Genomic DNA, 24,439 nt, shown 5'->3' with positions numbered 1-24,439 from the left:
CAAGCAAAACGCCATTTACGCAAGTTTAACGGCATTTCCAAAGAGCATTTTGAACTGTATTTGAAAGAGTGTGAATGGCGTTTTAACAACAGTGAGATAAAATTTCAAATTTCTATTTTAAAACAATTAGTAAAGCAGGATTTGTTCTAGTTATCTAGGACAGCACCTATTAATTTATTGTTGATATTGTCCCATTTTGAGGATATTTACCATTTATGTTGTGGTTATATTCTTGTTTATGTTGATACTTAAACCTGATAGGAGTTTAATAAAATGCGTACATTAAATGCTAACGAATTGAGTCAAGTATCAGGCGGTTGGGTGGCCAATGCCGCTGGTGCAGGTATGGGAGCTGTCGGAGGGCATCTCGGCTATATGGCCAGTACAGCCGCAAGCGGACAATACAATCCATGGGCACATGCAGCAGCAGTTGTTACCGGTGCAGGAGAGGGGCATTAAGCCCCGTTTCAGGAGCTAGGACGTTGGTTACCGGCATGCGTAGCACAGCGTTTGGCGCAGCAGCAGGGGCAATCAATGGATACGCAGGTACAATGGGTACCACATATAACATTGGTCGTTAATATAATTCTTATCGAATCTAACCATTAAAGTTAATGGTTAGATTCTGCTTTCTTAAAAAGAAAATTCGAGTATTTGGAATGCTGCTTGTATTTAAATAATGATGGAAATACCCAGCAGGATATTATGCCGGTCGTAATTTGATTTACGTAATTTGGAATGCGGTGCAGGTGTATAGGTAGCGACTGCTACCGGCCAAATACTATTTCAGTACGACAGGGCGGATATATGAGCGGCAACCAATCTGAATGACTGTATTTTTCTTGTAGAGGGATATTAATGATAATTTATCTGTGTAGTGCGATTTTTTTCTTTTTTTGGTTGGGTATGCGCTCTTATACCCGCAGAAAAACATGGGCAGCGGCACTGATCGTAATGACAGCTATGCCAGGGTTATTATGGACTTTTGCCGCTTGGTATGATGTCATGCATATCTACCCTCAGGATAAAACGCGAATCTGGCTGCTTTTGGGCTGTCATTCAATATTTTTAATCGTATTTAGCGACTATCTTCTGTATTTCTTCAGCAAAATTCAAAAGAAATAATTTTTAATTCACTAGAAAATGCCAAATGCAAGGGCTGAAAGTGCGAAGCCGATGGCGGCAATCAGGGTTTGATTAACGGTCCAGGTTTTCAGCGTGGTGGGCACGTCCATGTCGAGCAGGCGGCCGACCAGCCAGAAACCGGAATCGTTGAAATGGCTCACGCCCACAGAGCCGGCGGCGGTGGCCAAAACAATGCAGGCAAGCTGCCAGTCGCTGTATCCGGCGGCGGCAACGGCGGGTGCCATCAGCGCGGCGGCGGTGGTTAAGGCCACCGTGGCCGAGCCTTGCGCGATGCGCAGTGCCAACGCCACCAAAAAGCAGCCCAACAGCACGGGAATGCCCAAATGACTCATGCTGTCGGCCAATGCCTGACCGATGCCCGAAGCGCGCAGCACCCCGCCGAACATACCGCCTGCGCCGGTAATCAAAATAACCGAGCAAACAGGGCCGAGCGCGCCGTCAACGGTTTTTTCAAGCGCGCTGCCCCGCTCGCCGCGTTTTCTTCCCAGCACAAACATGGCCGCCGACACCGAAACCAACAGCGCAACGGGGGTGGCACCGATCATGCGTAGAGCCTGCACCCAGCCTTCATCGGTACTCACCACTTTTTCGGCCGCCAGCGTGGCCAAACCGGTATTTAGAAAAATCAGCAACATCGGGATGAACATAATGCCGATAACCGTGCCGGCTCCGGCAGGCTCTTTGGGGGCATCATCGTCCTGCCTGCCGCCGCTGAGGATATCGGGCACCGGCACGGCAAATCTGCGGTCAAGCACCCGGCCCAGCAGATAACCGCTGAAATACCAGGTAACCACCGCCAGCGGCAGCCCGAGCAGCAGCACATGGCCGATGTTGGCGCCGTAAAATTCAGAAGCGGCAATCGGGCCCGGATGCGGCGGCAGGAAAACGTGCATTACCGAAAACGCGCCGATGGAGGCCATGCCGTAGGCCAACACATTGGCTTTCATACGCCGCGCGGTGGCAAACACAATCGGCAGCATCACCACCAGCCCTGCATCGAAAAAAATCGGAAAGCCGAAAATCAGCGATGCCACACCCAACGCAAACGGCGCGCGCTTTTCGCCGAAAGTGCGTATCAGCGCATCGGCCAGCGACTGCGCTCCGCCCGAAGTTTCCACCAGCCTGCCGAGCATCGCACCCAAGCCCACCAACAGCGCCACGCTGCCCAGCGTGCCGCCGAAGTTTTTCACCAACACATCGTTCACAATACTGCCCATCGGCAGCCCTGTGGCGATGGCGGTAAACAGGCTGGCAATCATCAGCGTGAGCAGCGCGTGTATGCGGAATCTGACAATCAACACCAAAATCAGCAGGATGGCGCCTGCCGCAATGCCCAGCAGCGTGCCTGCGCTTAACGTTTGCGTCCAGTTTTCCATATCAAGCCCTTTTCCATATACAAATACAAAAATAGTGGAATCTGCCGTCATTCTAAATACAGCCGAACACCCCGCCTATGACTTACATCAAGCCGGGCAGTCTGCATATTTGCAGCAAATCTGCCGCCATTCCGTTAGCGCATTGCCGCGCTTCGGCCTGCAAACGACTTTTTTGAATCCGCCCGGCAGAAACAGAGCCGGCGCCCGTTGCCCGCACGCCCTGCCGCCGCGCATCAAAAATAAAACTGCCCCGCCTGCTGTGCTGCAAAATGATGCACAATGCCAAACGGCAGGCCGTCTGAAACCGTTTTTGCAAAGCCGCCCATGCTTTCAGACGGCCTTTGGGCTAAAATACGCTCCCACCGAAAACACGGCAGAACAATGTGAAAATACTGATACTCGGCAGCGGCCAGGTAGGCTCCACCGTTGCCCAAGAGCTGGCCTCGCTGCCCGAAAACGATGTAACCATCATCGATACAAGCGAAACCGCGCTACAAAACATCGGCAGCAAACTCGATGTGCAAACCCTGCTGGGCAACGGCGCCTCACCGTTTATGCTCAAGCGCGCGGGCGCGGAAGACGCCGATCTGCTGCTGGCACTCACCCGTAGCGATGAAACCAATATCGTGGCCTGCAAAATCGCCGCCGAGGTGTTCAACATTCCCGGCCGTATCGCCCGCGTGCGCTCCACCGATTATCTCGACTACCAAACCGAAGAAACGCTCAACAGCCTCGATATCTTCAGCATCACCGAGTCAATCAGCCCCGAAGAACTGGTTACCGAACGGCTCACCGGCCTGCTCAGCTACACCAGCGCATTGCAGGTGCTGCGCTTTGCCGGCGACAAAGCCCGTATGGTTGTGGTGCAGGCGCGCAAAGGCGGCCTGCTGGTCGATAAAGAAATCGCCCAAATCAACCAACACCTTCCCGAAGGCGTGGATTGTCAGATTTGCGCCATCTACCGCAACAACCGCCTGATTGTGCCTTCCGCACAAACCGTGATTATCGAAGGCGACGAAGTGTTTTTCGTGGCCGGCACCGAAAACGTCAAAATCATGATGCGCGAGCTGCGCCCCAACGAACAGCGCAACCGCCGCATCATGATTGCCGGCGGCGGCAACATCGGCTACCGCCTGGCCAAACAGCTCGAAAGCAGCATGGACATCAAAATCATCGAATACAGCAAAAACCGTGCCGAATGGCTGGCCGAACACCTCGACCGCACCCTTGTGCTGCACGGCTCGGCCACCGATGAAACCCTGCTGGAGCAGGAATATATCGATGAAATCGATGTTTTCTGCGCCCTCACCAACGATGACGAAAACAACATCATGGCCGGCCTGCTGGCCAAAAATCTCGGCGCCAAGCGCGTGATTGCCATCGTGAACCGCTCAAGTTATGTGGATCTGCTCGAGGGCAACAAAATCGACATTGTGGTGTCGCCGCACCTAGTTACCATCGGCTCGATACTCGCCCATATCCGCAAAGGCGATGTGGCGGCCGTACATCCCCTGCGGCGCGGCAAAGCCGAAGCCATCGAAGTGGTGGTGCACGGCGACAAACAAACCTCCGCGCTGGTCGGCCGCCGCGTGTCGGAAATCAAGTGGCCGCCGGGCTGCCACTTTGCCGCCCTCGTGCGCGGCGATGAAGTGGTGATGGGCCACAAAGAAGACGCGGTAATGGCCGAGGGCGACCATATCATTTTCTTCGTATCCCGCCGGCGCATATTGCGCGAGCTGGAAAAACTGATTGCCGTGAAAATGGGCTTTTTCGGCTAGCTTGCGCCGGTTGCACAATCATCCGGATACACCGTGCACAGGCCGGTGCCTTTGCAAAACACCTTCAGGCCGTCTGAAAAAATCCAATGCCACCATTCCCCGCAGGCGGAAATCCACATGAAAATATTGACGCGCCGGTCAAACAAACGCTTGAAACAAACACCCGCACTCCCGCGCAGGCGGGAATGCGGCAAATCATCTCTTGTGATATTTTGCAGATTGGATAAAAGCCTCAGGCCGTCTGAAAACACCTGCCCGATGCAGACTTTTCAGACGGCCTGAAGCGTAGAAAATCGGGCGTTGTTTACGCTTTTTATTTTTCCCAAAAACTTATTTTTCCCAAAAGCCCATTTTAGGTTTTTGAAGATGGTAGGTAATACCGGAAAGCACCGCAAAACCGCATGGTTTTCGGGCGGCAAACATTTTTCAGACGGCCGAAATGAATCCTGAAAAATTCATAATATTTTGATGATAAACACCAACGCTACAGCGCAAATTCCGCCCACACCGGCGCGTGGTCGCTTGGGCGTTCCTGCCCGCGCGCTTCCAAATCCACCTGCACGGTTTGCAGGGCATCGCGCAACGCGGCCGTAACCAAAATATGGTCGATGCGCAACCCCTGCCTGCGTTGGAACATCGCGCCGCGGTAATCCCACCAGGTGTAGTGTGCGCCCTCGGGGTAGAGATGGCGCAGGCTGTCGGTCAGCCCCAAATCGAGCAGGTTGCGGAACCACAAACGCTCGATGCTGGTGCAGTGGATTTTTTCATGCCACTTTTCGGGGTCGTAGCAGTCGGCATCGGCGGGCGCGATATTGAAATCGCCCAGCAGCACCACTTTTCCGTAACGCCCTATTTCGCCGCGCACAAATTCGGCCAGCGCGGCAAACCATTGCCGTTTGTATTCAAACTTGGGGCTGTCGGGCGCTTCGCCGTTTACACAGTAAACATTAATCACGCGCACGCCGTTAATGGTGGCGGCAATCACGCGCCGCTGCGGGTCGTCAGGCAGCGCGGGCAGGCCGGTATGCACGTCTTGCGGCTCAGCCTTGCTGATAACGGCCACGCCGTTATAGGTTTTCTGGCCGCTCCACACGGTGTGCAGGCCGGCCATCTGAAAAACAGCGGCGGGGTATTTGTCTTGATCGAGCTTCAATTCCTGCAACACCAGCACATCGGGTTGGTGTTGTTGCAGCCAGTTTTGCACCTGCGGCAGGCGCACGTTGAGGGAATTTACATTCCAAGTCGCAATCTTCATAAACAGCCTCGGTCGATATTGAAGCCGCCGATTGTGCCACACTCTGCTTTTCCCTGCACGGCCGGGCCAAAACGCAGCCCGCTGCGGCCGGCCGTTTTTTCAGACGGCCTGCGTGCAAACCGATTATTCCTGCACGGAATGTCCGGCAGGATTTTTCGGTTTGGCGCCAAGCGAAAGCAGGGTATCCAAAACCGCCGCCGCCTGCTGCGACACCAGCCGGTATTGCAGCACACGGTAATAGCGCGTGTAATCGACCACGCCTTCGGCACGCAGCCTGGTTAAGTGTTTCGACACCACAGTCGGCTGCAATGCCAACAGCCCCGCCAGCTCGCCTATGCTGCGCTCGCTCTCTTTCAGCAGTACCATAATCGCCAGCCGCTCGGGGTTGCCCATCAACTTGAGCAAAACTGCGGTGCGCTTCATCTCGAGGGTAACAGCATTCATAGTGATAACCGTAATAAACACCAAATATTTATTCTATAACAACTCTTCGCGGCACATTGAACGATAAGGCAGACTTACGGCACAAATGCCGCAGAATACCTTGAAAACCACACTCTAATAAAACATATCGTTATCGTTTTTAAGCAATATTTTTTAAAATTGTGATGATTTCTAATCGGGCCGTTCGGCTTAATTTATCCCCCCGCCGCCCAAAAGGCTTTAATATGGCAGCCTTGCCGCCATATAAGGCCGTCTGAACCCACCCGTATTTTTTAAGAGGAACCCGATGAGCAACGTATTACTGAATCTGGCCGATGAGCCGCGCTACCACGAAATCCAAACCGGCGATATCCGCCCCGCTCTCGAAACCGCCATGAGCGAAGCCCGCGCCGAAATTGCCGCCATTAAAGCCCGAAGCGGCGCCACCTGGGAAAACACGGTAGAGCGCCTAACCGACATCACCGAACGTGTCGGCCGCATTTGGGGCGTGGTGGTGCATTTGAACTCGGTGGCCGACACACCCGAACTGCGCGCCGTATATAATGAAATGATGCCCGAAGTTACCGTGTTTTTCACCGAAATCGGCCAAGATATCGAGCTTTACGAGCGTTTCAAAGCCATCAAAAACTCGCCGGAATTCTCCAGACTCGATGCCGCCCGCCAAACCAAACTCAACCACGACTTGCGCGATTTCGTGCTCAGCGGTGCCGAACTGCCGCCCGAACAACAGGCCGAATTTGCCGCCCTGCAAACCGAAAGCGCGCAACTGGCCGCAAAATTTTCGCAAAACGTGCTCGATGCCACCGATGCGTTTGCCCTGTATTTTGACGACAACAGCCAATTGGCCGGCCTCACCGAAGACGCTCTGGCCATGTTTGCCGCCGCCGCAGAAGCCGAAGGCAGAACGGGCTATAAAATCGGCCTTCAAATGCCGCACTACACCGCCGTGATGCAGTATGCCGGCAACCGCAGCCTGCGCGAACAGATTTACCGCGCCTATGTTACCCGCGCCAGCGAATTAAGCGATGAGGGCAGATTCGACAACACCGCCAATATCGGCCGCCGTTTGGAAATCGCCCTGCAGGAAGCACGGCTGCTGGGTTTCGAGAATTTCGCCCAACTGTCGCTGTTTACCAAAATGGCCGACACGCCCGAGCAGGTTCTCGACTTTCTGCGCGGTTTGGCCGCACGCGCCAAACCGTTTGCCGAAAAAGATTTGGCCGAAATGCAGGCGTTTGCGCGCAGCAACCTCGGTATCGCCGACCCGCAACCATGGGATTTGGCCTACATCGGCGAAAAACTGCGCGAAGCCAAATACGCCTTCAGCGAAACCGAAGTGAAAAAATATTTTCCCGCCGGCAAAGTGCTCGCCGGGCTGTTTGCCCAAATCAACCGTCTCTACGGCGTGAACTTCATCGAAAAAACCGTGTCGGTGTGGCACCCCGACGTGCGCTATTTCGAGCTGGAAAAAGGCGGCTCGATTATCGGCGGCGTGTATATGGATCTATACGCCCGCGAAGGCAAACGCGGCGGCGCATGGATGAACGACTACCGCGGCCGCCGCCGTTTCGTGTCGGGCAGCCGCATCGGCCAAACGCAAACCCCCGTTGCCTATCTGGTGTGCAACTTCACCCCGCCCGTAGGCGGCAGGGAATCGCGCCTGAGCCACGATGAAATCACCACCTTGTTCCACGAAACCGGCCACGGCCTGCACCATTTGCTCACCCAGGTAGATGAACTGGGCGTTTCCGGCATCAACGGTGTGGAATGGGATGCAGTGGAGCTGCCCAGCCAGTTTATGGAAAACTTTGCCTGGGAATACAATGTATTGGCCGATATGTCGGCGCACGAAGACAACGGCGCCGCCCTGCCGCGCGGGCTGTTCGACAAAATGGTGGCGGCGAAAAACTTCCAGCGCGGTATGTTTTTAGTGCGGCAGATGGAATTTGCCCTTTTCGATATGCTGGTTTACAGCCAAAGCGACCCCGGCCGTCTGAAAGAATGGCCTCAGGTTTTGGAAAGCGTGCGCAAAGAAGTGGCCGTGGTGCAGCCGCCCGCCTACAACCGTTTCGCCCTGAGTTTCGGCCACATCTTCGCCGGCGGCTATGCGGCAGGCTATTACAGCTATGCTTGGGCGGAAGTGTTGTCGGCCGATGCCTATGCCGCCTTTGAAGAAAGCGGCGACATCAAAGCCACCGGCAAACGCTTCTGGATGGAAATTCTCGCCGTGGGCGGCTCGCGCAGCGCGATGGAGTCGTTTAAAGCCTTCCGCGGCCGCGAACCGCAAATCGATGCGCTGCTGCGCCACAGCGGTTTCGATATGGAAGCGGCATAAGGCGGTTTTGGCAATTCTGCCGTATCGATAAGCCGTCAGGCCGTCTGAAAAGCCTTTCAGACGGCCTGAGACCTTTGCAAAAAAGCCGTTTTAGTCCTGAATTATTTGTATTTCGTCATACTCGGGCTTGACCCGAGTATCTCTTTTTCTTCTAAAACAAACAGATGATCGGATCAAGCCCGAGCATGGCGGAAATGTTTTAAAAACCTACAAAGATTTTATAAAGTTCAGGCCGTCTGAAAAGCCTTTCAGACGGCCTGAACGCTTAAATCAATACCCTTCTATCACTGTCCTTCCCGCCCCAGCCTTTTAAACTCCCACACCGAGCCGCCGGCATGAAAACTCAAATAATACTGTTCGCCCACGGCTTCGATGACCGCAGTGTGCCAAAAACGTTTGCGCTCTTTGCCCAGCAGCACATACGAAACAAAATACGGTTCGGTAATCACGGCATTGACCGAGCGCGCCTTTTGCGCCCATGCTTCTGCCACGCCTGCCGCATCGGCAAACTTCACCTGAGAAAGCGGAGTGAGTTTTTGGGGAATATCCAAACCTTCGGGCGGAATGCGCATAGTATCGGTGTAACGCCAGCGGCCGTGATCGTAAACATAGTGGTCGATTCGTTCCAGACGATTCGGGTTTTGGATATCCGCTTCGATGCGCGGGCGCACACCGCCGAAAAAATCGATATTGCCAAACACATTAACCGCCCTGCCGCGAAAAGGCGGCAGACTCTCCAGCGCATCTTGCGCCGCCTGCAAAGCGGCAGCATCTTCCAGCAGATTGCCGCTGCGGTAACTTGCGGGTGTTTCTGCCGAAACGGCCGCAGCAGGCGGCACGACCGCCGCCGCTGCGGCCTCGCCCGAACCACAGGCACTGAGCAGCAGTGTGCCGAAACCTAAAACCAACAGCGGCAGTTTGAAGCATGAACGCATAACATCGGATAAAACGGCTTGAAAACGTCATTATATAGCAGATTGGCCGGCCACCCCCCGGCAAAATCCGGAAGGGCTTGAAAACATGGCTGCCCGGTCATATCCGGGCTTGGCTTTAACATCTGTGCTGCCACCTAAAAACCACAGTTGCCCGAAGCAAATCCAAACATAACAGACAATATAGCTGCCACACCGAATCCGGCATCTTTTCAAAAAAACCATCAGCACCGGTTGCAAGCCCGTTACACGGCAGCCGCGCAGGCGGGCAGGCTCGAAACAGACTGCTGCCAACCCGATAAACACACATGCCGTGCGGCGGAATCTCAGGCCATGCCGGCGCAAAACCCATGCCGTGATGGTTTTAAAAGCGGCACCGTTTGAAAACACCGAGAAGCGGATGACCGCCTGCCTGCACATAACGATAAACCAACTTTCGACCATGCTTTTTTTAACCCGCCCAAGAGCGGGCAACGGCCTTGTTTACCCTCCAGGCCGTCTGAAAAAACCGTTTCAGACGGCCTTGCCGGTGTCTTTATGCTCCGAAACCCATGACGGTACGCCGCCGTTTCGGTATATTTCGGCCTTGTCGTTATTTTTTACGGTGCCGCAATGAACACTTCCCGCCCTTTCATCCGCGTAGTAGCCGGCATCGTGCTGGACAAGCAGGGACGCTGCCTGCTCAGCTCGCGCCCCGAAGGCAAGCCTTATGCGGGCTATTGGGAATTTGCCGGCGGCAAGGTCGAAGCGGGCGAAAGCGAGTTGGCCGCCCTGCAGCGCGAATTTGAAGAAGAGCTGGGCATCCGCATCGAAACCGCAAGGCCGTGGCTGACGAAAATCCACGATTACGAACACGCACGGGTGTATCTGCGCTTCTGGCGGGTGGAGGCCGAGAGTTGGTCGGGCAATATCCAGGCACGCGAGGGGCAGCAGTGGTCGTGGCAGCGGCCCGGCGGCTTTACCGTATCGCCCATGCTGCCTGCCAACGGTGATTTGTTGGCCGCCCTTGCCGTGCCGACACAGCTTGCCGGCCGTCTGAAAACCGGCTTTTACGGCGAAAACGCTATGGGCGGCTACCGCGTGGTGCCGTTTGCGCTGGCCGAACCGCAACACGCCAATGTGTTAATCGGCGAACCCGAACTGCGCGCGCGGGGAAAAATGCCCGCCGCACAAAGCGTATGGGTGGTGATTGACAAAGCAGAACAATGGCCGCTGGTGCAGGATGCCGATGTGGCAGTGTGGCAGGTGCAAAACCGCGAAGCCGCCGAAGCGGTGTGCGGAATGCTCGACAGCGGTGTGGCACTGCCTTTGGTGGTGCTGGCCGAGCCGAAACTTGCCGCAACATACCGCAGCCGCTGGCTGGCGGGCGGCGCCCATGCCGTGATTGCCGATGATGAAACCGAATATGTGTGAGGCCGTCTGAAAAATGTTGAAACTCAATCGAAAACAAGCCGTTTGGGCGGGCATATTGCTGTTGGCGTTTGCCGCCGTGAAAATAGCGGCACTGCTGTGGTGGCAGAGCCGCCAGCCCGCCGTTACCTCCGTTGCCGAATCTGCCTGCAACGTACACGCGGGCTGCACGCTGCCCAACGGAGCGCAAGTGAAATTCAGCAGCAAAGTGGCCGCCAAAGCGCCGTTCGACATCACCCTGCGCAACGTGCCGGCGCAAACGGCCGAAGTGTTTGTGAGTTTTTCGATGCGCGGTATGGACATGGGCTTCAACCGCTACAAACTGCTGCGCCGGCCTGACGGCTCGTGGGCGGCACCGCAAATCCGTCTGCCCGTGTGCGTGCAGAACCGCCGTGATTATCTGGCCGACATCCATATCGGCGGCGAGGTGTTCCAAGTGGGCTTTACCGCCGAGTGAAAGTTAAGGCCGTCTGAAAACCCTGCCGCCGTTATTTCTGTGCCGGCAGCAACCGGCTTCTGCAACCCGGCAAATGTTTTCCGATGCTCCCCGCCGGCACGCCGGATTCACATGCCGGCGGCAATCAAGGCCGGGAAAACGGCGTTGGCGGCATTTTTTGACAACTCCCCCAATCCCCAAACGGTCTGCGCACAAAAAACGGGAAGTGCAGGCCACGCCGGGATTTTCCACACCACACAACGGCCTTTGGGCAAACGCATATTTTCAGACGGCCTGATTCGCTATACAATGCCCCAAACCCTATAAATTAAGGAACAGCAAAATGATCGGCAAAAGAATATTTGAAGAATTGTCGGCCAAAGTGGGCGAAACCATCGCCAACAGCCCCGCCAAAGATGTTGAAAAAAATGTGAAAGCCCTGCTGGGCAGCGCGTTTAACCGCATGGATTTGGTTACCCGCGAAGAGTTCAACATCCAACAGCAGGTGCTGATTAAAACCCGCACCAAACTGGCCGAACTCGAAGCACGCCTGGCCAAACTTGAAGACGGAACCGGCGGGGCGCAGGAAGCAGCCGAAGTGCCCGAACAAACCGAATAAGGCCGTCTGAAACCGAAAACCGCCCCATGTCGTTAGCCCTTGTTTACAGCCGCGCCTTAAGCGGCATGAATGCGCCGTTGGTGGAGGTAGAAGCCCATCTCGCCAACGGCCTGCCTGCGTTTAATATTGTCGGCCTGCCCGACACCGAAGTCAAAGAAAGCCGCGACCGCGTGCGTGCGGCCATTATCCAGAGCGGCTTTGAATTTCCCGCCAAAAAAATCACCGTCAACCTCGCCCCCGCCGACCTGCCCAAAGAATCCGGCCGCTTCGACCTGCCGATTGCCCTGGGCATACTGGCCGCCTCGGGGCAGATGATGGCCGACAAACTGGCGCAATACGAATTTGCAGGCGAGCTGGCCTTATCCGGCACACTGCGCCCCGTGCGGGGTGCGCTGGCAATGGCCTGGCAGGGCATGAAAGCCGGCCGCGCCTTTATTCTGCCGCAGCAAAATGCCGAACAGGCCGCCATCATCAACGGTATCACGGTTTACGGCGCCGGCAGTTTGGGGCAGGTGGCGGCACATCTGAATGCCGTTGAACCGTTGGCACAAACCCGAACCGGTATCGGGCAGAGGCCGTCTGAAAACCGCAGCCTGCCCGATTTGAAAGACGTGAAAGGCCAGCACACCGCCCGCCTGGCCTTGGAAATTGCCGCCGCCGGCGGCCACAGCCTGCTGATGATGGGGCCGCCCGGCACGGGAAAATCCATGCTCGCCCAACGCCTGCCCTCCATTCTGCCGCCCCTAACCGACAACGAACTCATCGAAGTATGGGCGCTGCGCTCGCTGCTGCCCAACCACCGGCAGGAATTACACCACAGCCGTCCGTTCCAGTCGCCCCATCATACTTCCAGCCCCGTGGCAGTGGTAGGCGGAAGCTCCGGCCCCGGCGAAATCTCGCTGGCCCACAACGGCGTTTTGTTTTTTGACGAGCTGCCCGAGTTTGACCGCAAAGTACTGGAAGTGTTGCGCGAACCGCTGGAAAGCGGCGAAATCCACATTTCCCGCGCGATGCACAAAGCCGTTTACCCAGCCAAATTCCAATTGGTAGCCGCCATGAACCCCTGCCCCTGCGGCTATCTCGGCCATCCCGCCAAACCCTGCCGCTGCACACCCGAAAGCATCGCCCGCTACAGGGGCAAAATATCCGGCCCGCTGCTCGACCGCATCGATCTGACCATCGAAGTGCCCGCACTTTCTGCCGCCGAGCTGATGCAGCAGCAGGCCGGCGAAAGCAGCGCCGAAGTGTCGGCGCGCGTACGGGCTGCACGCGAAAGGCAGTATGCGCGGCAGGGCAAAATCAATGCGGCTCTGAGTGTTACGGAACTGGACGAAACAGCCGCGGTCTCTAAAGAAGCGCACGAAGCACTGGGCAGCCTGCTCGAAAAACTCTCGCTTTCCGCCCGCAGCTACCACCGCATCATGCGCGTGGCGCGCACGCTGGCCGATCTGAACGGCGATAAAAGTGTCGGCCGCGCCCACGTGTTACGCGCAGTAAGTTTTCGTCGTGCTTTGTAAGGTTTTTGCTTAAAGCATAAGTTGTTGCTAAAATCCGCCGTTTCAAAACCGTAGCGGCGGCTTTCAGACGGCACCGGATAAAACAAGATTCACAGGTATGTTTATGAACGCTAAAAAACAATATGGCAAAGGCCTTTCGGGCTTTATGTTGGGCTTGTTGCTGGCAACCGCAGTGATTGCCGGTGTTTTGTTCTTTTTGAACAAAAGCAATAAAGAAGCATTCAAAGAAGAAACACGGAAAGACCTGCCCCAACCCGAAATTCTCACCCCGAACAGCAGCGGCTCCGCCGCATCCGCGCCGCCCCCTGCCCCTCCCGCCGATACAGCTTCCGATGTTTCAGACGGCCCTACCGAAGAACAGCAGGCAGTTTCCGAACCGATAACCGGCACCGCTCCCGAGCCTGCTGCGTCCGACACACCCACCGCCCCGCCGCCACAAACCACGGTCAAACCCAAGCCCGAACAAAAACCGATCGTGAAAAAGCCCGAAGCGAAAAAAGAGCAGCCGGCAAAAACAAAAGAAGAACCCAAACAAGAAGAGCGCAAAAAAGCGGCTCAACCCACGCCCGAACAAATTTTAAACAGCGGCAGCATCGAAAAAGCGCGTGAAAACGCCCGTGCCGAAGCGGCTAAAAAAGAAATGCCGGCACAAGAAAGTACCAAAAAAGCCGATAGCGGCAAACAGCAGCCTGCCGGCGACGGGGGCGGCCGCACCGTGCTGCAAATGGGCTCGTTCAACAACCGCGAGAGTGCCGAAGCCCACCGCGCCAAACTGGCCATGATGGGCATATCGTCCGGCGTGGTAGAGGGCGAGGCCAACGGCAAAACCGTTTACCGCGTACAAAGCGGCCGCATGGGCAGCGATGCCGCCCGCCGTGTCCAACAAACCCTCAAACGCAACGGTGTCGACAGTTTCGCCCGCTCCGTCAAATAAGATGCAAAAAGGATAACCTATGAAATTGAAAAGTATTTTACTGGCTGCAGCCGCAGCATTCGGCTTGGCCGCCCATGCCCATGCGGCAACCGAAGGCACCGACTACACCGTTCTGCCCAAACCGATTCCCCAGCTTCAGGCCGACAAAATCGAAGTGTTGGAATTTTTCGGCTATTTCTGCGTACACTGCCACCATCTCGACCCGGTGCTGCTGAAACACGCCAAAACTTTCCCCGCCGACACCTATCTGCGCACCGAACACGTTGTTTGGCAGCCTGAAATGCTGGGCTTGGCGCGTGTGGCGGCAGCGGTAAACAGTTCGGGGCTGAAATACCAAGCCAACCCCGAAGTATTCAAAGCCGTTTACGAGCAGAAAATCAATCTGGCCGACACCGCCACTTTCAAGCAATGGGCGGCGGGTCAGAAAAGCTTTGACGGCAACAAACTGATTGCCGCATATGATTCTTTCGGCAACCCTGCCCAAGCCAAAAAAATGGAAGAGCTGACCAACACCTACCAAATCAGCGGCACACCCACCGTGATCGTGGGCGGCAAATACCAGGTGAAATTCACCGGCGATTGGCAGTCGGGCATGAAAACCATTGATGATTTGGTGGTAAAAGTGCGTGGAGAGCGCAAAATGAAAGCCCCTGCAACACAAAAAGCTGTCCCCCCGCTGAAAAGCAAAGGGGCATCGATTGCCAAGTCTGCCAACAAATAAGCATAAGCAGCAAGCAGGCAGACTCAGCAGAAAAAGCCTAACCACCATGCCGAACCGCAGTTCCGTTGGGCAAAGATGCCGGCGGATTCTGCAGCCCGATGGTCAGGCTTTCCTTCTATAGAGAGAGGCTGCCTGAAATTTATGTTTGCGGGGCCGTCTGAAAGCTGCCCGGCCGTCTGAAAGAACCACGCCCGATTTTATGGATATCTTATTATTGTTCAAAGCCCTGATTTTGGGCATTATCGAAGGCCTGACCGAATTTCTGCCGATTTCCAGCACCGGCCATCTGATTGTGGCGGGCGACTTAATCAATTTCAAAAGTAACGGCAAAGTGTTTGAAATAGCCATCCAACTCGGAGCCGTGCTGGCAGTGGTGTTTGAATACCGCCGCCGTTTCACCCATGTTATCACCCATATCGGCCGCGACAGGCAGGTGAACCGCTTCGTTGTCAACCTGGCCGTGGCCTTTATCCCCGCCGCCGTAGTGGGTCTGATTTTCAGCAAACAAATCAAACATTTTCTGTTTAACCCGATTACCGTGGCCACCGCCCTGGTTATCGGCGGCTTTCTCATTTTGTGGATTGAACACCGCCAAAGCCGTATTGCGCCGAAAGTCACCAGCATTGACGATATGCGTATCCGCGATGCACTGGTGGTGGGCATCGCCCAAATATGCGCGCTGGTTCCCGGCACTTCGCGCTCGGGCAGCACCATTATGGGCGGTATGCTGTGGGGGCTGGAGCGCAAAACCGCCACCGAATTTTCGTTTTTTCTGGCCGTGCCGGTGATGATTGCCGCCACCGCCTACGATGTGCTGAAGCATTTCCACCTGTTTTCCGCACAAGATATCGGCCTGATTATAGTAGGCTTTGTTTCGGCCTTTGCCGCCGGCCTCTTGGCAGTAAAAGCCCTGCTGAAATTCGTGGCCACCCGAAACTATGTGCCGTTTGCCTACTACCGCATCGTTTTCGGCAGCCTGATTCTGATTACCTGGCTGACAGGCTGGGTAAACTGGACGGAAATGTAACCGTTTTCCCAAAACACCCGGCTGCGCCAAGCTCATCACGAAGGCCGTCTGAACATATTTTCAGACGGCCTTTGCCTGTGGTTCACTCCGATTTCACTGCCCTGCTTTTCATATCGGTAAAACCATGCAGCGCAGCGCGGTGTTGCTGCGCCATAAGCTAATAAGCAGCTTCACTGTGACACCCAATCATTAACGGAAATTTTAACGGAAACTTTACCCGCTACCGTTCCATACAGCTTTCCCGCCCGCTTTCAACCCAACACAAACAATTCGCTGCCATGCTGCTTCAACCACTTTTTAGCGTCTCGAGTATGCGGGGTGTAGCGGTGGACCATTTCCCAAAAATGCGGGCCGTGGTTGGGATGCGGAAGATGGCAGAGTTCATATATGCACACATAATCCGCCACGAAATCGGGCGCGCCGATCAAACGCCAGTTCAAACGGATGCCGGTGCGGCTGCGGCAAACGCCCCAAAAGGTTTTGGCATGGCTCAGCGCGGTTGCGGCAGGGTTCAGCCGCATGGCTTGGGCATGTTGCGCCAAACGCGGCAGCAGGGTTTCGGCGGCGCGTTCGGCCAGGTAGCGGCATAATTGGCTTTTCTGCCGGCTCCATAACGCTTCGGGCAGTAAGATTTGCGGCGGTTGGTGGCAGATATGTGCGTGTTTGTGGGTATGCAGGGTATGCCGTTCGCCGCGATACCAAATATGCCCGGGCATGGTTTCGGGGGCGGGCTGCGGGGGGCGGCTTAGGGCTTGCCGCAGTAAGGGTTCGTTGCCGGCCAGCCAGTCCTTTAACTGCCTGCCGCCGAGATAAGGCGGCACATTGAGGCGGACGGTGTCGGCAGAGTGCGGGCGAAGAATAATGTTTTTCTTGGCACTGCGTTTCAGTTCGATGCAGATAGAGAGGCCGTCTGAAAGCGTGTGGGTAAGCTGCATTGGCATACGGTTGAACGGGGGATGATTAAGTGGGGGGATTCATACTTCAGGCTTCAGATTGATAACATGAATATTGCCCCAAATGCTTCAAATTTTTCTATAACAGGCAGGGCGGCAACGAAACACAACGGGGGTTCAGACGGCCTTTGCAGCAGCAAACGGCCCCTTGCCGCCGATTTTTTGCTGCTGCGCTTCAATCCAGCTTTCGCATTGCGCCATGATGGCTTCGGGCGTGCCGCCGTTATAGGCAACGGGTTTGCCGATAACCACGGTGATTTCGCCGGGGTGTTTCCAAAACGAGTTTTTCGGCCAAAATTCGCCGCTGTTGAGCGCCACCGGCACCAAGTCCATTTCAAACATCTGCGCCATGCGCGCCCCGCCGAGTTTGTATTTGCCGCGCTGCCCGGGCGGCAGGCGGGTGCCCTCGGGGAAGATGGCAATCCAAAAACCTTCTTTTTTGCGCGCCAAGCCCTGCTCCATCAACCGGCGGTTGGCCTGGGCGCGGTTGCTGCGGTCTATGCCGATGGTGTTGGCCAGTTTCAAGCCCCAACCGAAAAACGGGATTTTAAACAACTCTTTTTTGGCCACGAAAACGTGCAGAGGAAAAATTTCTTGAAACGCCAACGTTTCCCAGCCCGATTGGTGCTTGCTGCAAATAATCGAAGGTTGCGCGGGAATATTGTCGATGCCTTCCACTCGGTATCTTAGGCCGACAATATTTTTCAGCAGCCACACCAACACCAGCGCCCATGCGCGCCCCACATAATTCGCTCCCTTGGGTATCAGGGCGGCGGGCAGAATTAAGGCAAACATCAGCGGGGTAATCAAAACCAGCACCAGCCAATAGATAAAGTTGCGCAGATAAAGCATTCGGAGTTCCTAAATTTCTGTGGTTGCGGATGTTTTCAGACGGCCTTGCGTGTTAGAAAGGCCGGGTTAGTTGCAGGCATTTTCAGACGGCCTTTGGCGCTGAAGCCTGCCCTGCCGGCTGCACAGCCCGAGTGCCGGGCCATGCCATACCGCTTTGATTTTATTTTCCCACACCCAATCCCCCAGTTAACAACCAACTGCAACTGTAAAAGGCCGTCTGAAAACCTTTCAGACGGCCTTGAGTGTCCGAAAGGCCTGCCTGTTTGCACTTTTTGTGCCGGAAGACTTTGGTTTTCTGTTGCAGCAATGGTTTGGTGGTTTTTGGGTATCCGCACAACCCACACCGCTTTGCCGCTTCTTCCGGCATTCCGTCCGCCTTCAAAAAAACAAAACGGGCTCCAAACAAAAAAGGTGTGCAATACCGGGATTCTCTGCACTCAGGCAGGTTTGGCCAAGAGTTTTATTTTAACCCGGCAAACGTCAGCTTTCTTTGGTTTCCCTATCGTTTTCCTGCCGGGTAACGTATTGCGAAAACGCCAGCAGGTTGTCGAATATCTGCGTACTCGCCGGCAGGTTGTCGCCCTCGCGCTCCAATGTTTTTTTACCCTTACCGGTGAGCACCAGCGCGGGTTTGCCGCCTGCCGCATCGATGGCCTGCAAATCGCGCAGGCTGTCGCCCACCAGCCAGGTTTCGGCAGCTTCGGCGTTAAACCGCTCGATAATGTCGGTAATCATGCCGGGTTTGGGTTTGCGGCAGTTGCAACCGTCTTCTGCCGTGTGCGGGCAAAACCAGATGCCGTCTATTTTGCCGCCTGCCTGCTGCACCAGCCGGTGCATTTTGGCATGCATCTCGGTAAGCGTTTCCACAGTAAAATAGTTGCGGCTTATGCCCGATTGGTTGGTGGCCACGGCAAGGGTGTAGCCTGCCTCGGTGAGAAAGGCAACAGCATCCATACTTCCTTCTACCGGCACCCATTCTTCGGCGGATTTTACGAAATCGTCGCGGTCGAGGTTAATCACGCCGTCGCGGTCGAGAATAATCAGTTTCATGTATTTTCCTGTTCAGACGGCCTGCAGCACGGCATCCAGCCCGGCAATGTGGTGCGCCACATCGGGATTGTAGGTTAAGGCTTGCAGCGGCCCTGCAATTTTATGGCCGCCTGCCTGCTTGAGGGCTACTGCCTGCCGCACGGCTTCAGCCAGGGATTCGGGGTTTTCGCGCGAAAAGAAAAAACCTGCCCCGCCGTTCATCACTTCGGTGCAGGCCATATTGTCCGACAAAACCACGCGGGTGCCGCTCAACACCGATTCAACGCCCACCAGGCCGAACGGCTCGTAAAACGATGCCATCACGGTGTAGTCGGCGGCACGGTAAAGCGCGGGCATATCGTTGCAAAAGCCCAGCTCCACCGTGTTTTTCATCGGGCGCGGCAGCGGCGAGCCTGCAACGGCAAGCTTCACCGGCAAATCGGTGCGCTCGAAAAATGCGGCCAGCAAACCCAACCCTTTGCGCGTATGGCCGGTGGACGGAAACAGAAAAACGGTTTCATCATCGCGAAAACCGTAGCGGCGGCGCGCGGCGGCAGCCGAGCCGGCATCGGGGTAAAAACGGCGGGTGTCGGCGGGCGGGTAAACCACGCGGATTTTGGCAGCATCGATGCCGTAAAGCTCCACCAGCTCGCGCTGCATCTGTGCCGAGTGCGCCATAATCAGGCGCGCGGTGGCATAATTGCTGCGGTTGCGGCAAACGGTTAATTTGTCGAGCGGGTCGGCACTTTTGCCCATGCTACGCAAATAGCCCAAATGTGTGCCGCCGCAAACAAACACAGAGGCATGATCGCTGGGGTTGCAGGCAATCAGCCGCTCCCCGGGCCGGCGGTGCGGCTGCAATTGTGCCGAAAAGAAAAACGGCCTGAGCTTCTTAGGCACCAGGCTTTGCCGAATCAGGCAGGGTTCGATGCAGGCATACTCGGGCAGGGCGGTGTCGAATTTCGCCGCATAAATGCGCACGCTGCGGCCGTTGCCGGCAAGATGGCGCACCAAATCGAAAGTGTAGCTTTCCATGCCGCCGCCGCGGCGGAAGCAGTTAATGCTGAAAGCTAAGGGTTTTGCAGGCATAGGGCTCTTTCAGACGGCCTTTCAATGTTGGCTGCGCAGGCTGGCATCCCAGGCTTCAAAAGCGGCTTGGAATACTGCTTCCAAAGCAGCGCGGTTTTCGGCATTATCGGCAACATGGTAAAAACTCTCGAGTGCAGGCGTGTTCATGGTGCGCACATAGTCTTCCATAAACGCACCGTAGCCCTCTTCTTCATCATCGTAATAAAAATCGGCAAAACGCCGGCCAAACTCATTAAAATCTTCGCGCGTGAGTGCGCCGCCCATATGCCGGCACAAAAATTCGGCACCGCTGATGCCGCCTTCGAGCATAGCGGCAAAGTCGGCGGCGGTTTCGGGCGCACTCTGCCAAACAGGATTGGCCAGGTGTTGCGATGCCGCCCACGCCCAATACATGCCGATATGGGTGGCTGCGTTTTCCGGCGGCAGACCGGCGGGGTAGTTTTCGTCAGTGTGGAATTGAACATGGTCATACATGGCTCTGCCCTTTTTCAGACGGCCTGAAGCTTTTTAAAATTCAAAAAAACTCACAAGCAGTTTGTGTGCCGCTATTGGCCCGGCAAGCCCGCTGCGCTGCCCCGCGCGGGCACAAAACTCACGGTTTATCATCTTAAGCGGCTGATTAACCATTAATTTAATATCTGCACTCGAGCTTTCGCCCACGCAGAAATAGAAATAACGGCATCCGGTTCTTTCAGACGGCATTAAGGTATTTTGCCGAGACTCCGGCCTTCGGCAGCAGAAAACTCCGGCCCGCGCAAAACAGGCCGTCTGAAAAACTGCCGGCCGCCTTGCCGGAAATATTTTCAGACGGCCTGAAGGCATGGTGATATGGCGGATCCACCTATTTCCGGCGCCGTGCAGGCGCAAGCAATACCAATATGGCAAAACCGATTCGCTGCCGCATTTCAGGCCGGCAAAACCGTTCCCATCAAATCGAAGCGCAACAATGCCGCAGCAGAAATCAATCAGACCCCGATCGGCAGCCGCACTAACGGCCTGCCTGCTGCCTGCCGTTAAATTCTTCCAGGGTTTCCAAACCGCGCAGAAAACGCGACAGCTCGCTCAATGCCCCTTCATATACTTCTCTTTTAAAATCAATCACCTCATCTATCGGCGCCCAATATTGGTGCCACCGCCAGCCGTCAAACTCCGGGTGGCTGGTGGCACGCAGATGCACATCGCTTTCGCGGCCGACCAAGCGCAGCAGATACCAAATCTGCTTTTGGCCGCGGTAGGAACCGCGCCACTCGCGGCGCACCCAGTGCGAAGGCACATCATAGCGCAACCAATCGCGTGTACGCCCCAAAATTTTCACATGGTGCGGCAGCAAGCCCACCTCTTCAAGAAGCTCGCGGTACATCGCGGTTTCAGGGCTTTCGCCCGGCTTGATGCCGCCTTGCGGAAACTGCCACGAGTGTTCGCGCACACGCTTGCCCCAAAAAACCTCGTTGCGGTCATTGGTTAAAATAATACCGACATTGGGGCGATAGCCTTCACGGTCGAGCATCGTTCGCCCTTTGCATAAAATTCAATCAGGTGATTTTCCCATAAGTACAGGGGTTTTGACAAATCCGCCACGGTGTGCGCGGCAGCTTCACAGCCGTGTGGAAAAAATTTTTGTTTATGATGAAACGCCTATCTGAAAGCGCGTGGAAACCCATTGGTTTTTACGCGCTAAAGTATTGCATTTGAAAGGCTTTTGCCGTTTAATCCGCACTACGCCGGCCAGCCGGCGCCTGCTGTATGCGGCAAAGTGCCGTTTACATATTTCTCTATTTTTTTGTACCGCACAAACGGTACGTTTTTTGAAGGATAAAAAGATGAAAAAAACTTTATTGTTTTCTGCGCTGGCAAGCCTGTTTCTGGCCGCCTGCGGCGGATCGGGCGGCTCCGGCACCCAACAGGCAGGCGGCACACCGGCAAGCAGCGAGCGGCAGACTGCCGCCGAAGGCACGGCCAAGCTCAACATCTATAACTGGTCGGATTATGTCGATCCCGCCACCATCACCGAATTTGAAAAAAACAACGGCGTGAAAGTGCGTTACGACTATTACGACAGCAACGAAACGCTCGAAGCCAAAGTACTCACCGGCAGATCAGGCTATGACTTGGTGGCCCCCTCGATTGCCAACGTAGGCCGCCAGATTAAAGCCGGTGCCTATCAGGAAATCGACAAAACCCTGATTCCCAACTACGCCAATCTCGACCCCGACCTGATGGCGATGATGGACAAAACCGATCCCGGCAACAAATACGCCGTGCCCTACTTTTGGGGAATCAACACACTGGCCGTCAATAAAGCCCAAGTGAAGAAGGCACTCGGCACCGACCGGCTGCCGGCCAACGAGTGGGATTTGGTGTTCAACCCCGAATACACCGCCAAACTGAAAACGTGCGGCATCAGCTTTTTCGACAGTCCCACTGAACAGATTCCGCTGGCTTTGAACTATTTGGGCAAAGATCCCAACAGCGAAAACGCCGAAGATTTGAAAGCCGCAATCGACTTGATGAAAAAAGTGCGCCCCGACATCAAACGCTTCAGCTCTTCGGGATATATTGATGATATGGCGGCAGGCAACCTATGCGTATCCGTAGGTTACGGCGGCGATCTCAACATTGCCAAAAACCGCGCCAAAGATGCAAAAAACGGCGTGGACATCGAAGTGCTTACTCCGAAAACCGGCGTGGGCATTTGGATTGATTCGTTTATGATTCCGAAAGACGCACAAAACGTTGCCAATGCCCACAAATACATCAACCACACGCTTGATCCTAAAGTGGCCGCGCAAAACGGCAACTTCGTTACCTATGCCCCTGCCAGCAAACCCGCACGCGAACTGATGGAAAAACAGTATGCCGAAGATGCCTCCATTTTCCCCGGCGAAGAAGCAAAAGCCAAGAGCTTCGTGATACTGCCCAAATCGCCCGATGCAGTCAAACTAAGTGTACGCCTGTGGCAGGGTTTGAAAGCCAACAAATAGGTATGAATGCGGAAACTTATAGAGATAACTGTTTGAAGCATAAAAGAACGGCTACAGTCTGATGGCCTCCGACCTCTACGTTGAAAGCTGCTTAGATCACTTCAAGCAGCTTTTTTCACTTCATATATACCAACTCTGCTCCAAACCGAGCCGCAGTTGTGGTCTGAAATTGAACCGCTCTCTCTCTTTTCCCTAGATCGGTTCTGCACAATATTCAACACCATAATTTAATATTATTTAAATGATATAAAATTATCATGTTTATAGAAAAATATTAAAGCCTCTAACAACTCATTTTCTGATGCGGATTCCTTTTGCTCTAATGCAGAGGAAATAACATCAATAAAATGTTCACCGTAATAAACTAATCCAAATGATTCTTCCGTTACATCTTGAGGATAAACATCTTTATCGTTTATAACCTCTGGATAATCAGATACTAAATATAAATCGGTTAAATTTAAAGAAGCACCATATTTTCCATATAGGCAAAAATCATCATCTGCAAATTGAGTATCTTTTACATATTTAATTATATCAGATAGTAGATATTGATTATGTTTAAACATTTAAACCCCCATTATGTTATAACTTACAATTAAGTAATTGTCCTGTAGCCCCATCTAATTTTCCTGTACGTCCATCTTCTCCACCACCCCACATATCTCTTCCTCCACTTCCTGTTGGATGATATAAAGCATGATTCGAACGATGGTCACCCCGATCAACTAAAACTAATCTACCAGTATCTTCATGATGATGCCAAGTCAAGCCGGCAGGACTTCGACTCTTATTACCACTAGACATCCAGTTATTTAATTCAGGATATCGACCTAACATATCTCTCCTAAAACTAGAATCAGTATTCATTCGATTAATAAATTCTTGGTTAGCCCTATTAAATTGTACACTATCACTAGAATATCTATTTGACGGATCCACTGTATGATCAAAGAAAATATGATATTTACCATATGCTCATCAATAGCTGCCTAAATGTACCACAACGGACATCTGAAAAGTGTACCCACTTTCCAGCCAATTCAGAATAGAGCACTTCTAGATGTCCATTCCCCGATTTCCCAGTGCTCACCACCGAAGACAAAGCCCAGCATATATTCCAGTTCGTTGTTTGGCAAAGCCCGCTCCAGCCGTTCCAAGTCGTCACGTTCCAGCCTGACGGTACAGCAGTTGAAGATATTTTCCCCGCCTTTTTCCCGATACAGGTTTTCCATCCGTCCGTGCAGGTGGTTGAATTTGCGCCAATAGGCAATATCGGTAGCCTGCGCTTGTTCGCGCTCTTCTTCGGTGGTCGGCACCACATCGGTTTGCCTGTCGCCCGTAAACTCTGCACACATGGTATAACCATACATACCAAGTCCCATTTGTCATTCCTTTCATAAAAAATGTAACAATACACAACCATCGGATGCGGCAGCTGAAATGCGGGATTGGCCGTAACGGCGCCGGCAGCCGGATCCAAGAGGCGGAGCCGCGTATTGATGCAGCGGTATCCGCCCGCATTGCCAAAGATACCGCCGAGGCCGATGAGGCCTTTTTAGGCCGTCTGAAAAAGCTGCCGGCAATTGCATTCGCGGCGGTTTT

At 54.4% G+C, this 24,439-nt stretch carries 26 protein-coding genes and 1 pseudogene; 14 read left to right on the top strand and 13 right to left on the bottom strand.

From position 1 onward, the window contains the following. A pseudogene (locus IR141_RS09110) lies at window positions 1-150 on the top strand (IS1595 family transposase); the annotation flags it as partial. Window positions 151-1,136: 986 nt separating this feature from the next. Here IR141_RS09110 and IR141_RS09105 read toward each other — a convergent pair. After that, complete coding sequence (locus IR141_RS09105) at window positions 1,137-2,522, bottom strand: GntP family permease (RefSeq protein ID WP_135036264.1); 1,386 nt, start codon at window positions 2,520-2,522, stop codon at window positions 1,137-1,139. Window positions 2,523-2,905: 383 nt separating this feature from the next. On the opposite strand from IR141_RS09105, the gene trkA reads away from it, so the two are divergent. Then, the gene (gene trkA / locus IR141_RS09100) at window positions 2,906-4,300 is read left to right on the top strand and encodes a Trk system potassium transporter TrkA (RefSeq protein WP_135036261.1); all 1,395 of its coding nucleotides are present in this window, start codon (window positions 2,906-2,908) and stop codon (window positions 4,298-4,300) included. A gap of 51 nt (window positions 4,301-4,351) precedes the next feature. Beyond that, window positions 4,352-4,582, top strand: a complete 231-nt coding sequence (locus IR141_RS09095) for a hypothetical protein (protein WP_135036258.1) — start codon at window positions 4,352-4,354, stop codon at window positions 4,580-4,582. 202 nt (window positions 4,583-4,784) lie between these two features. Here the strand turns inward: IR141_RS09095 and xth are convergent, their stop codons facing one another. Both xth and IR141_RS09085 read right to left on the bottom strand, forming a co-directional pair. Continuing rightward, on the bottom strand, window positions 4,785-5,555 hold the full coding sequence (gene xth, locus IR141_RS09090) for an exodeoxyribonuclease III (protein WP_135036255.1): 771 nt from the start codon (window positions 5,553-5,555) through the stop codon (window positions 4,785-4,787). Between the two features lie 123 nt (window positions 5,556-5,678). After that, window positions 5,679-5,999, bottom strand: coding sequence for a helix-turn-helix transcriptional regulator (locus IR141_RS09085; RefSeq protein ID WP_228068210.1), 321 nt, complete (start codon window positions 5,997-5,999; stop codon window positions 5,679-5,681). A 286-nt stretch (window positions 6,000-6,285) separates the two neighbouring features. Between IR141_RS09085 and IR141_RS09080 the strand changes: the two genes are divergently transcribed. Further along, complete coding sequence (locus IR141_RS09080) at window positions 6,286-8,334, top strand: M3 family metallopeptidase (RefSeq protein WP_135036253.1); 2,049 nt, start codon at window positions 6,286-6,288, stop codon at window positions 8,332-8,334. A 284-nt stretch (window positions 8,335-8,618) separates the two neighbouring features. Here the strand turns inward: IR141_RS09080 and IR141_RS09075 are convergent, their stop codons facing one another. After that, window positions 8,619-9,269, bottom strand: coding sequence for a hypothetical protein (locus IR141_RS09075; RefSeq protein ID WP_135036250.1), 651 nt, complete (start codon window positions 9,267-9,269; stop codon window positions 8,619-8,621). Window positions 9,270-9,621: 352 nt separating this feature from the next. On the opposite strand from IR141_RS09075, the gene IR141_RS09070 reads away from it, so the two are divergent. The 8 genes from IR141_RS09070 to IR141_RS09035 all read left to right on the top strand — a co-directional run bounded on the left by IR141_RS09070 (window position 9,622) and on the right by IR141_RS09035 (window position 15,930). Next, window positions 9,622-9,882 carry a hypothetical protein gene (locus IR141_RS09070; RefSeq protein WP_135036247.1) on the top strand — a complete coding sequence of 87 codons (261 nt, stop codon included), beginning with the start codon at window positions 9,622-9,624 and terminating at the stop codon, window positions 9,880-9,882. After that, window positions 9,879-10,679, top strand: a complete 801-nt coding sequence (locus IR141_RS09065; RefSeq protein WP_135036244.1) for an NUDIX domain-containing protein — start codon at window positions 9,879-9,881, stop codon at window positions 10,677-10,679. The genes IR141_RS09070 and IR141_RS09065 overlap by 4 nt, the downstream gene beginning before the upstream one ends. 16 nt (window positions 10,680-10,695) lie before the next feature. Next, window positions 10,696-11,133: a hypothetical protein gene (locus tag IR141_RS09060; RefSeq protein ID WP_194198390.1), complete on the top strand. Its 438-nt coding sequence runs from the start codon at window positions 10,696-10,698 to the stop codon at window positions 11,131-11,133. 322 nt (window positions 11,134-11,455) lie between these two features. Beyond that, window positions 11,456-11,731, top strand: a complete 276-nt coding sequence (locus IR141_RS09055) for an accessory factor UbiK family protein (RefSeq protein WP_135036238.1) — start codon at window positions 11,456-11,458, stop codon at window positions 11,729-11,731. A 26-nt stretch (window positions 11,732-11,757) separates the two neighbouring features. Next, complete coding sequence (locus IR141_RS09050) at window positions 11,758-13,248, top strand: YifB family Mg chelatase-like AAA ATPase (RefSeq protein WP_135036235.1); 1,491 nt, start codon at window positions 11,758-11,760, stop codon at window positions 13,246-13,248. Window positions 13,249-13,351: 103 nt separating this feature from the next. Then, window positions 13,352-14,182, top strand: coding sequence for an SPOR domain-containing protein (locus tag IR141_RS09045; protein WP_135036232.1), 831 nt, complete (start codon window positions 13,352-13,354; stop codon window positions 14,180-14,182). A gap of 19 nt (window positions 14,183-14,201) precedes the next feature. Next, window positions 14,202-14,903 carry a thiol:disulfide interchange protein DsbA/DsbL gene (locus IR141_RS09040; protein WP_135036229.1) on the top strand — a complete coding sequence of 234 codons (702 nt, stop codon included), beginning with the start codon at window positions 14,202-14,204 and terminating at the stop codon, window positions 14,901-14,903. 199 nt (window positions 14,904-15,102) lie between these two features. Beyond that, window positions 15,103-15,930 carry an undecaprenyl-diphosphate phosphatase gene (locus IR141_RS09035; RefSeq protein ID WP_135036226.1) on the top strand — a complete coding sequence of 276 codons (828 nt, stop codon included), beginning with the start codon at window positions 15,103-15,105 and terminating at the stop codon, window positions 15,928-15,930. Window positions 15,931-16,181: 251 nt separating this feature from the next. Here the strand turns inward: IR141_RS09035 and IR141_RS09030 are convergent, their stop codons facing one another. From IR141_RS09030 to IR141_RS09010, 5 genes are all read right to left on the bottom strand, one after another. Then, entirely contained in the window at window positions 16,182-16,871 is a 690-nt protein-coding gene (locus IR141_RS09030) for a M48 family metallopeptidase (protein WP_135036223.1), read from the bottom strand. Window positions 16,872-17,000: 129 nt separating this feature from the next. Next, window positions 17,001-17,735 (bottom strand): 1-acyl-sn-glycerol-3-phosphate acyltransferase, encoded by a 735-nt coding sequence (locus tag IR141_RS09025; RefSeq protein ID WP_135036220.1) that lies wholly within the window; start codon window positions 17,733-17,735, stop codon window positions 17,001-17,003. A gap of 480 nt (window positions 17,736-18,215) precedes the next feature. Then, window positions 18,216-18,785: a D-glycero-beta-D-manno-heptose 1,7-bisphosphate 7-phosphatase gene (gene gmhB / locus IR141_RS09020; RefSeq protein WP_135036217.1), complete on the bottom strand. Its 570-nt coding sequence runs from the start codon at window positions 18,783-18,785 to the stop codon at window positions 18,216-18,218. Window positions 18,786-18,797: 12 nt separating this feature from the next. Next, the gene (locus tag IR141_RS09015) at window positions 18,798-19,853 is read right to left on the bottom strand and encodes a glycosyltransferase family 4 protein (protein ID WP_135036214.1); all 1,056 of its coding nucleotides are present in this window, start codon (window positions 19,851-19,853) and stop codon (window positions 18,798-18,800) included. Window positions 19,854-19,874: 21 nt separating this feature from the next. Beyond that, complete coding sequence (locus IR141_RS09010) at window positions 19,875-20,327, bottom strand: cell surface protein (protein ID WP_135036211.1); 453 nt, start codon at window positions 20,325-20,327, stop codon at window positions 19,875-19,877. Window positions 20,328-20,681: 354 nt separating this feature from the next. Here IR141_RS09010 and IR141_RS09005 point away from each other — a divergent pair, with 354 nt between their 5' ends. Beyond that, complete coding sequence (locus tag IR141_RS09005) at window positions 20,682-20,870, top strand: hypothetical protein (RefSeq protein ID WP_135033276.1); 189 nt, start codon at window positions 20,682-20,684, stop codon at window positions 20,868-20,870. Here IR141_RS09005 and IR141_RS09000 read toward each other — a convergent pair. After that, on the bottom strand, window positions 20,842-21,360 hold the full coding sequence (locus IR141_RS09000) for an RNA pyrophosphohydrolase (RefSeq protein WP_135033277.1): 519 nt from the start codon (window positions 21,358-21,360) through the stop codon (window positions 20,842-20,844). The two genes, IR141_RS09005 and IR141_RS09000, sit on opposite strands and share 29 nt — an antisense overlap. Before the next feature lie 313 nt (window positions 21,361-21,673). Between IR141_RS09000 and IR141_RS08995 the strand changes: the two genes are divergently transcribed. Further along, window positions 21,674-22,834: a polyamine ABC transporter substrate-binding protein gene (locus IR141_RS08995; protein ID WP_135036208.1), complete on the top strand. Its 1,161-nt coding sequence runs from the start codon at window positions 21,674-21,676 to the stop codon at window positions 22,832-22,834. Between the two features lie 233 nt (window positions 22,835-23,067). On the opposite strand, the gene IR141_RS08990 is transcribed toward IR141_RS08995, so the two are convergent. The 3 genes from IR141_RS08990 to IR141_RS08980 all read right to left on the bottom strand — a co-directional run bounded on the left by IR141_RS08990 (window position 23,068) and on the right by IR141_RS08980 (window position 24,219). Further along, the gene (locus IR141_RS08990; protein WP_135036205.1) at window positions 23,068-23,403 is read right to left on the bottom strand and encodes a hypothetical protein; all 336 of its coding nucleotides are present in this window, start codon (window positions 23,401-23,403) and stop codon (window positions 23,068-23,070) included. A 16-nt stretch (window positions 23,404-23,419) separates the two neighbouring features. Continuing rightward, entirely contained in the window at window positions 23,420-23,776 is a 357-nt protein-coding gene (locus IR141_RS08985) for an HNH endonuclease (RefSeq protein ID WP_209304417.1), read from the bottom strand. Window positions 23,777-23,877: 101 nt separating this feature from the next. After that, window positions 23,878-24,219: a phosphoglycerate kinase gene (locus tag IR141_RS08980; protein WP_135036199.1), complete on the bottom strand. Its 342-nt coding sequence runs from the start codon at window positions 24,217-24,219 to the stop codon at window positions 23,878-23,880. Between the last annotated feature and the right edge of the window lie 220 nt (window positions 24,220-24,439).

It is taken from the genome of Neisseria sp. 19428wB4_WF04, assembly GCF_015235335.1.
Taxonomy (GTDB): Bacteria; Pseudomonadota; Gammaproteobacteria; order Burkholderiales; family Neisseriaceae; genus Neisseria; species Neisseria musculi.
The sequence above is the reverse complement of the archived record's forward strand: the minus strand, read 5'-3'. Positions and strand labels throughout refer to the sequence as shown.

Coding starts and splice junctions, on each gene's coding strand:
- IR141_RS09105 (WP_135036264.1), bottom strand. CDS start 2,522: ATGGAAAACTGGACGCAAACGTTAAGCGCAGGCACGCTGCTGGGCATT.
- xth (WP_135036255.1), bottom strand. CDS start 5,555: ATGAAGATTGCGACTTGGAATGTAAATTCCCTCAACGTGCGCCTGCCG.
- IR141_RS09085 (WP_228068210.1), bottom strand. CDS start 5,999: ATGAATGCTGTTACCCTCGAGATGAAGCGCACCGCAGTTTTGCTCAAG.
- IR141_RS09080 (WP_135036253.1), top strand. CDS start 6,286: ATGAGCAACGTATTACTGAATCTGGCCGATGAGCCGCGCTACCACGAA.
- IR141_RS09075 (WP_135036250.1), bottom strand. CDS start 9,269: ATGCGTTCATGCTTCAAACTGCCGCTGTTGGTTTTAGGTTTCGGCACA.
- IR141_RS09065 (WP_135036244.1), top strand. CDS start 9,879: ATGAACACTTCCCGCCCTTTCATCCGCGTAGTAGCCGGCATCGTGCTG.
- IR141_RS09055 (WP_135036238.1), top strand. CDS start 11,456: ATGATCGGCAAAAGAATATTTGAAGAATTGTCGGCCAAAGTGGGCGAA.
- IR141_RS09050 (WP_135036235.1), top strand. CDS start 11,758: ATGTCGTTAGCCCTTGTTTACAGCCGCGCCTTAAGCGGCATGAATGCG.
- IR141_RS09045 (WP_135036232.1), top strand. CDS start 13,352: ATGAACGCTAAAAAACAATATGGCAAAGGCCTTTCGGGCTTTATGTTG.
- IR141_RS09040 (WP_135036229.1), top strand. CDS start 14,202: ATGAAATTGAAAAGTATTTTACTGGCTGCAGCCGCAGCATTCGGCTTG.
- IR141_RS09035 (WP_135036226.1), top strand. CDS start 15,103: ATGGATATCTTATTATTGTTCAAAGCCCTGATTTTGGGCATTATCGAA.
- IR141_RS09030 (WP_135036223.1), bottom strand. CDS start 16,871: ATGCCAATGCAGCTTACCCACACGCTTTCAGACGGCCTCTCTATCTGC.
- IR141_RS09025 (WP_135036220.1), bottom strand. CDS start 17,735: ATGCTTTATCTGCGCAACTTTATCTATTGGCTGGTGCTGGTTTTGATT.
- gmhB (WP_135036217.1), bottom strand. CDS start 18,785: ATGAAACTGATTATTCTCGACCGCGACGGCGTGATTAACCTCGACCGC.
- IR141_RS09015 (WP_135036214.1), bottom strand. CDS start 19,853: ATGCCTGCAAAACCCTTAGCTTTCAGCATTAACTGCTTCCGCCGCGGC.
- IR141_RS09010 (WP_135036211.1), bottom strand. CDS start 20,327: ATGTATGACCATGTTCAATTCCACACTGACGAAAACTACCCCGCCGGT.
- IR141_RS09005 (WP_135033276.1), top strand. CDS start 20,682: ATGGCGGATCCACCTATTTCCGGCGCCGTGCAGGCGCAAGCAATACCA.
- IR141_RS09000 (WP_135033277.1), bottom strand. CDS start 21,360: ATGCTCGACCGTGAAGGCTATCGCCCCAATGTCGGTATTATTTTAACC.
- IR141_RS08995 (WP_135036208.1), top strand. CDS start 21,674: ATGAAAAAAACTTTATTGTTTTCTGCGCTGGCAAGCCTGTTTCTGGCC.
- IR141_RS08990 (WP_135036205.1), bottom strand. CDS start 23,403: ATGTTTAAACATAATCAATATCTACTATCTGATATAATTAAATATGTA.
- IR141_RS08980 (WP_135036199.1), bottom strand. CDS start 24,219: ATGGGACTTGGTATGTATGGTTATACCATGTGTGCAGAGTTTACGGGC.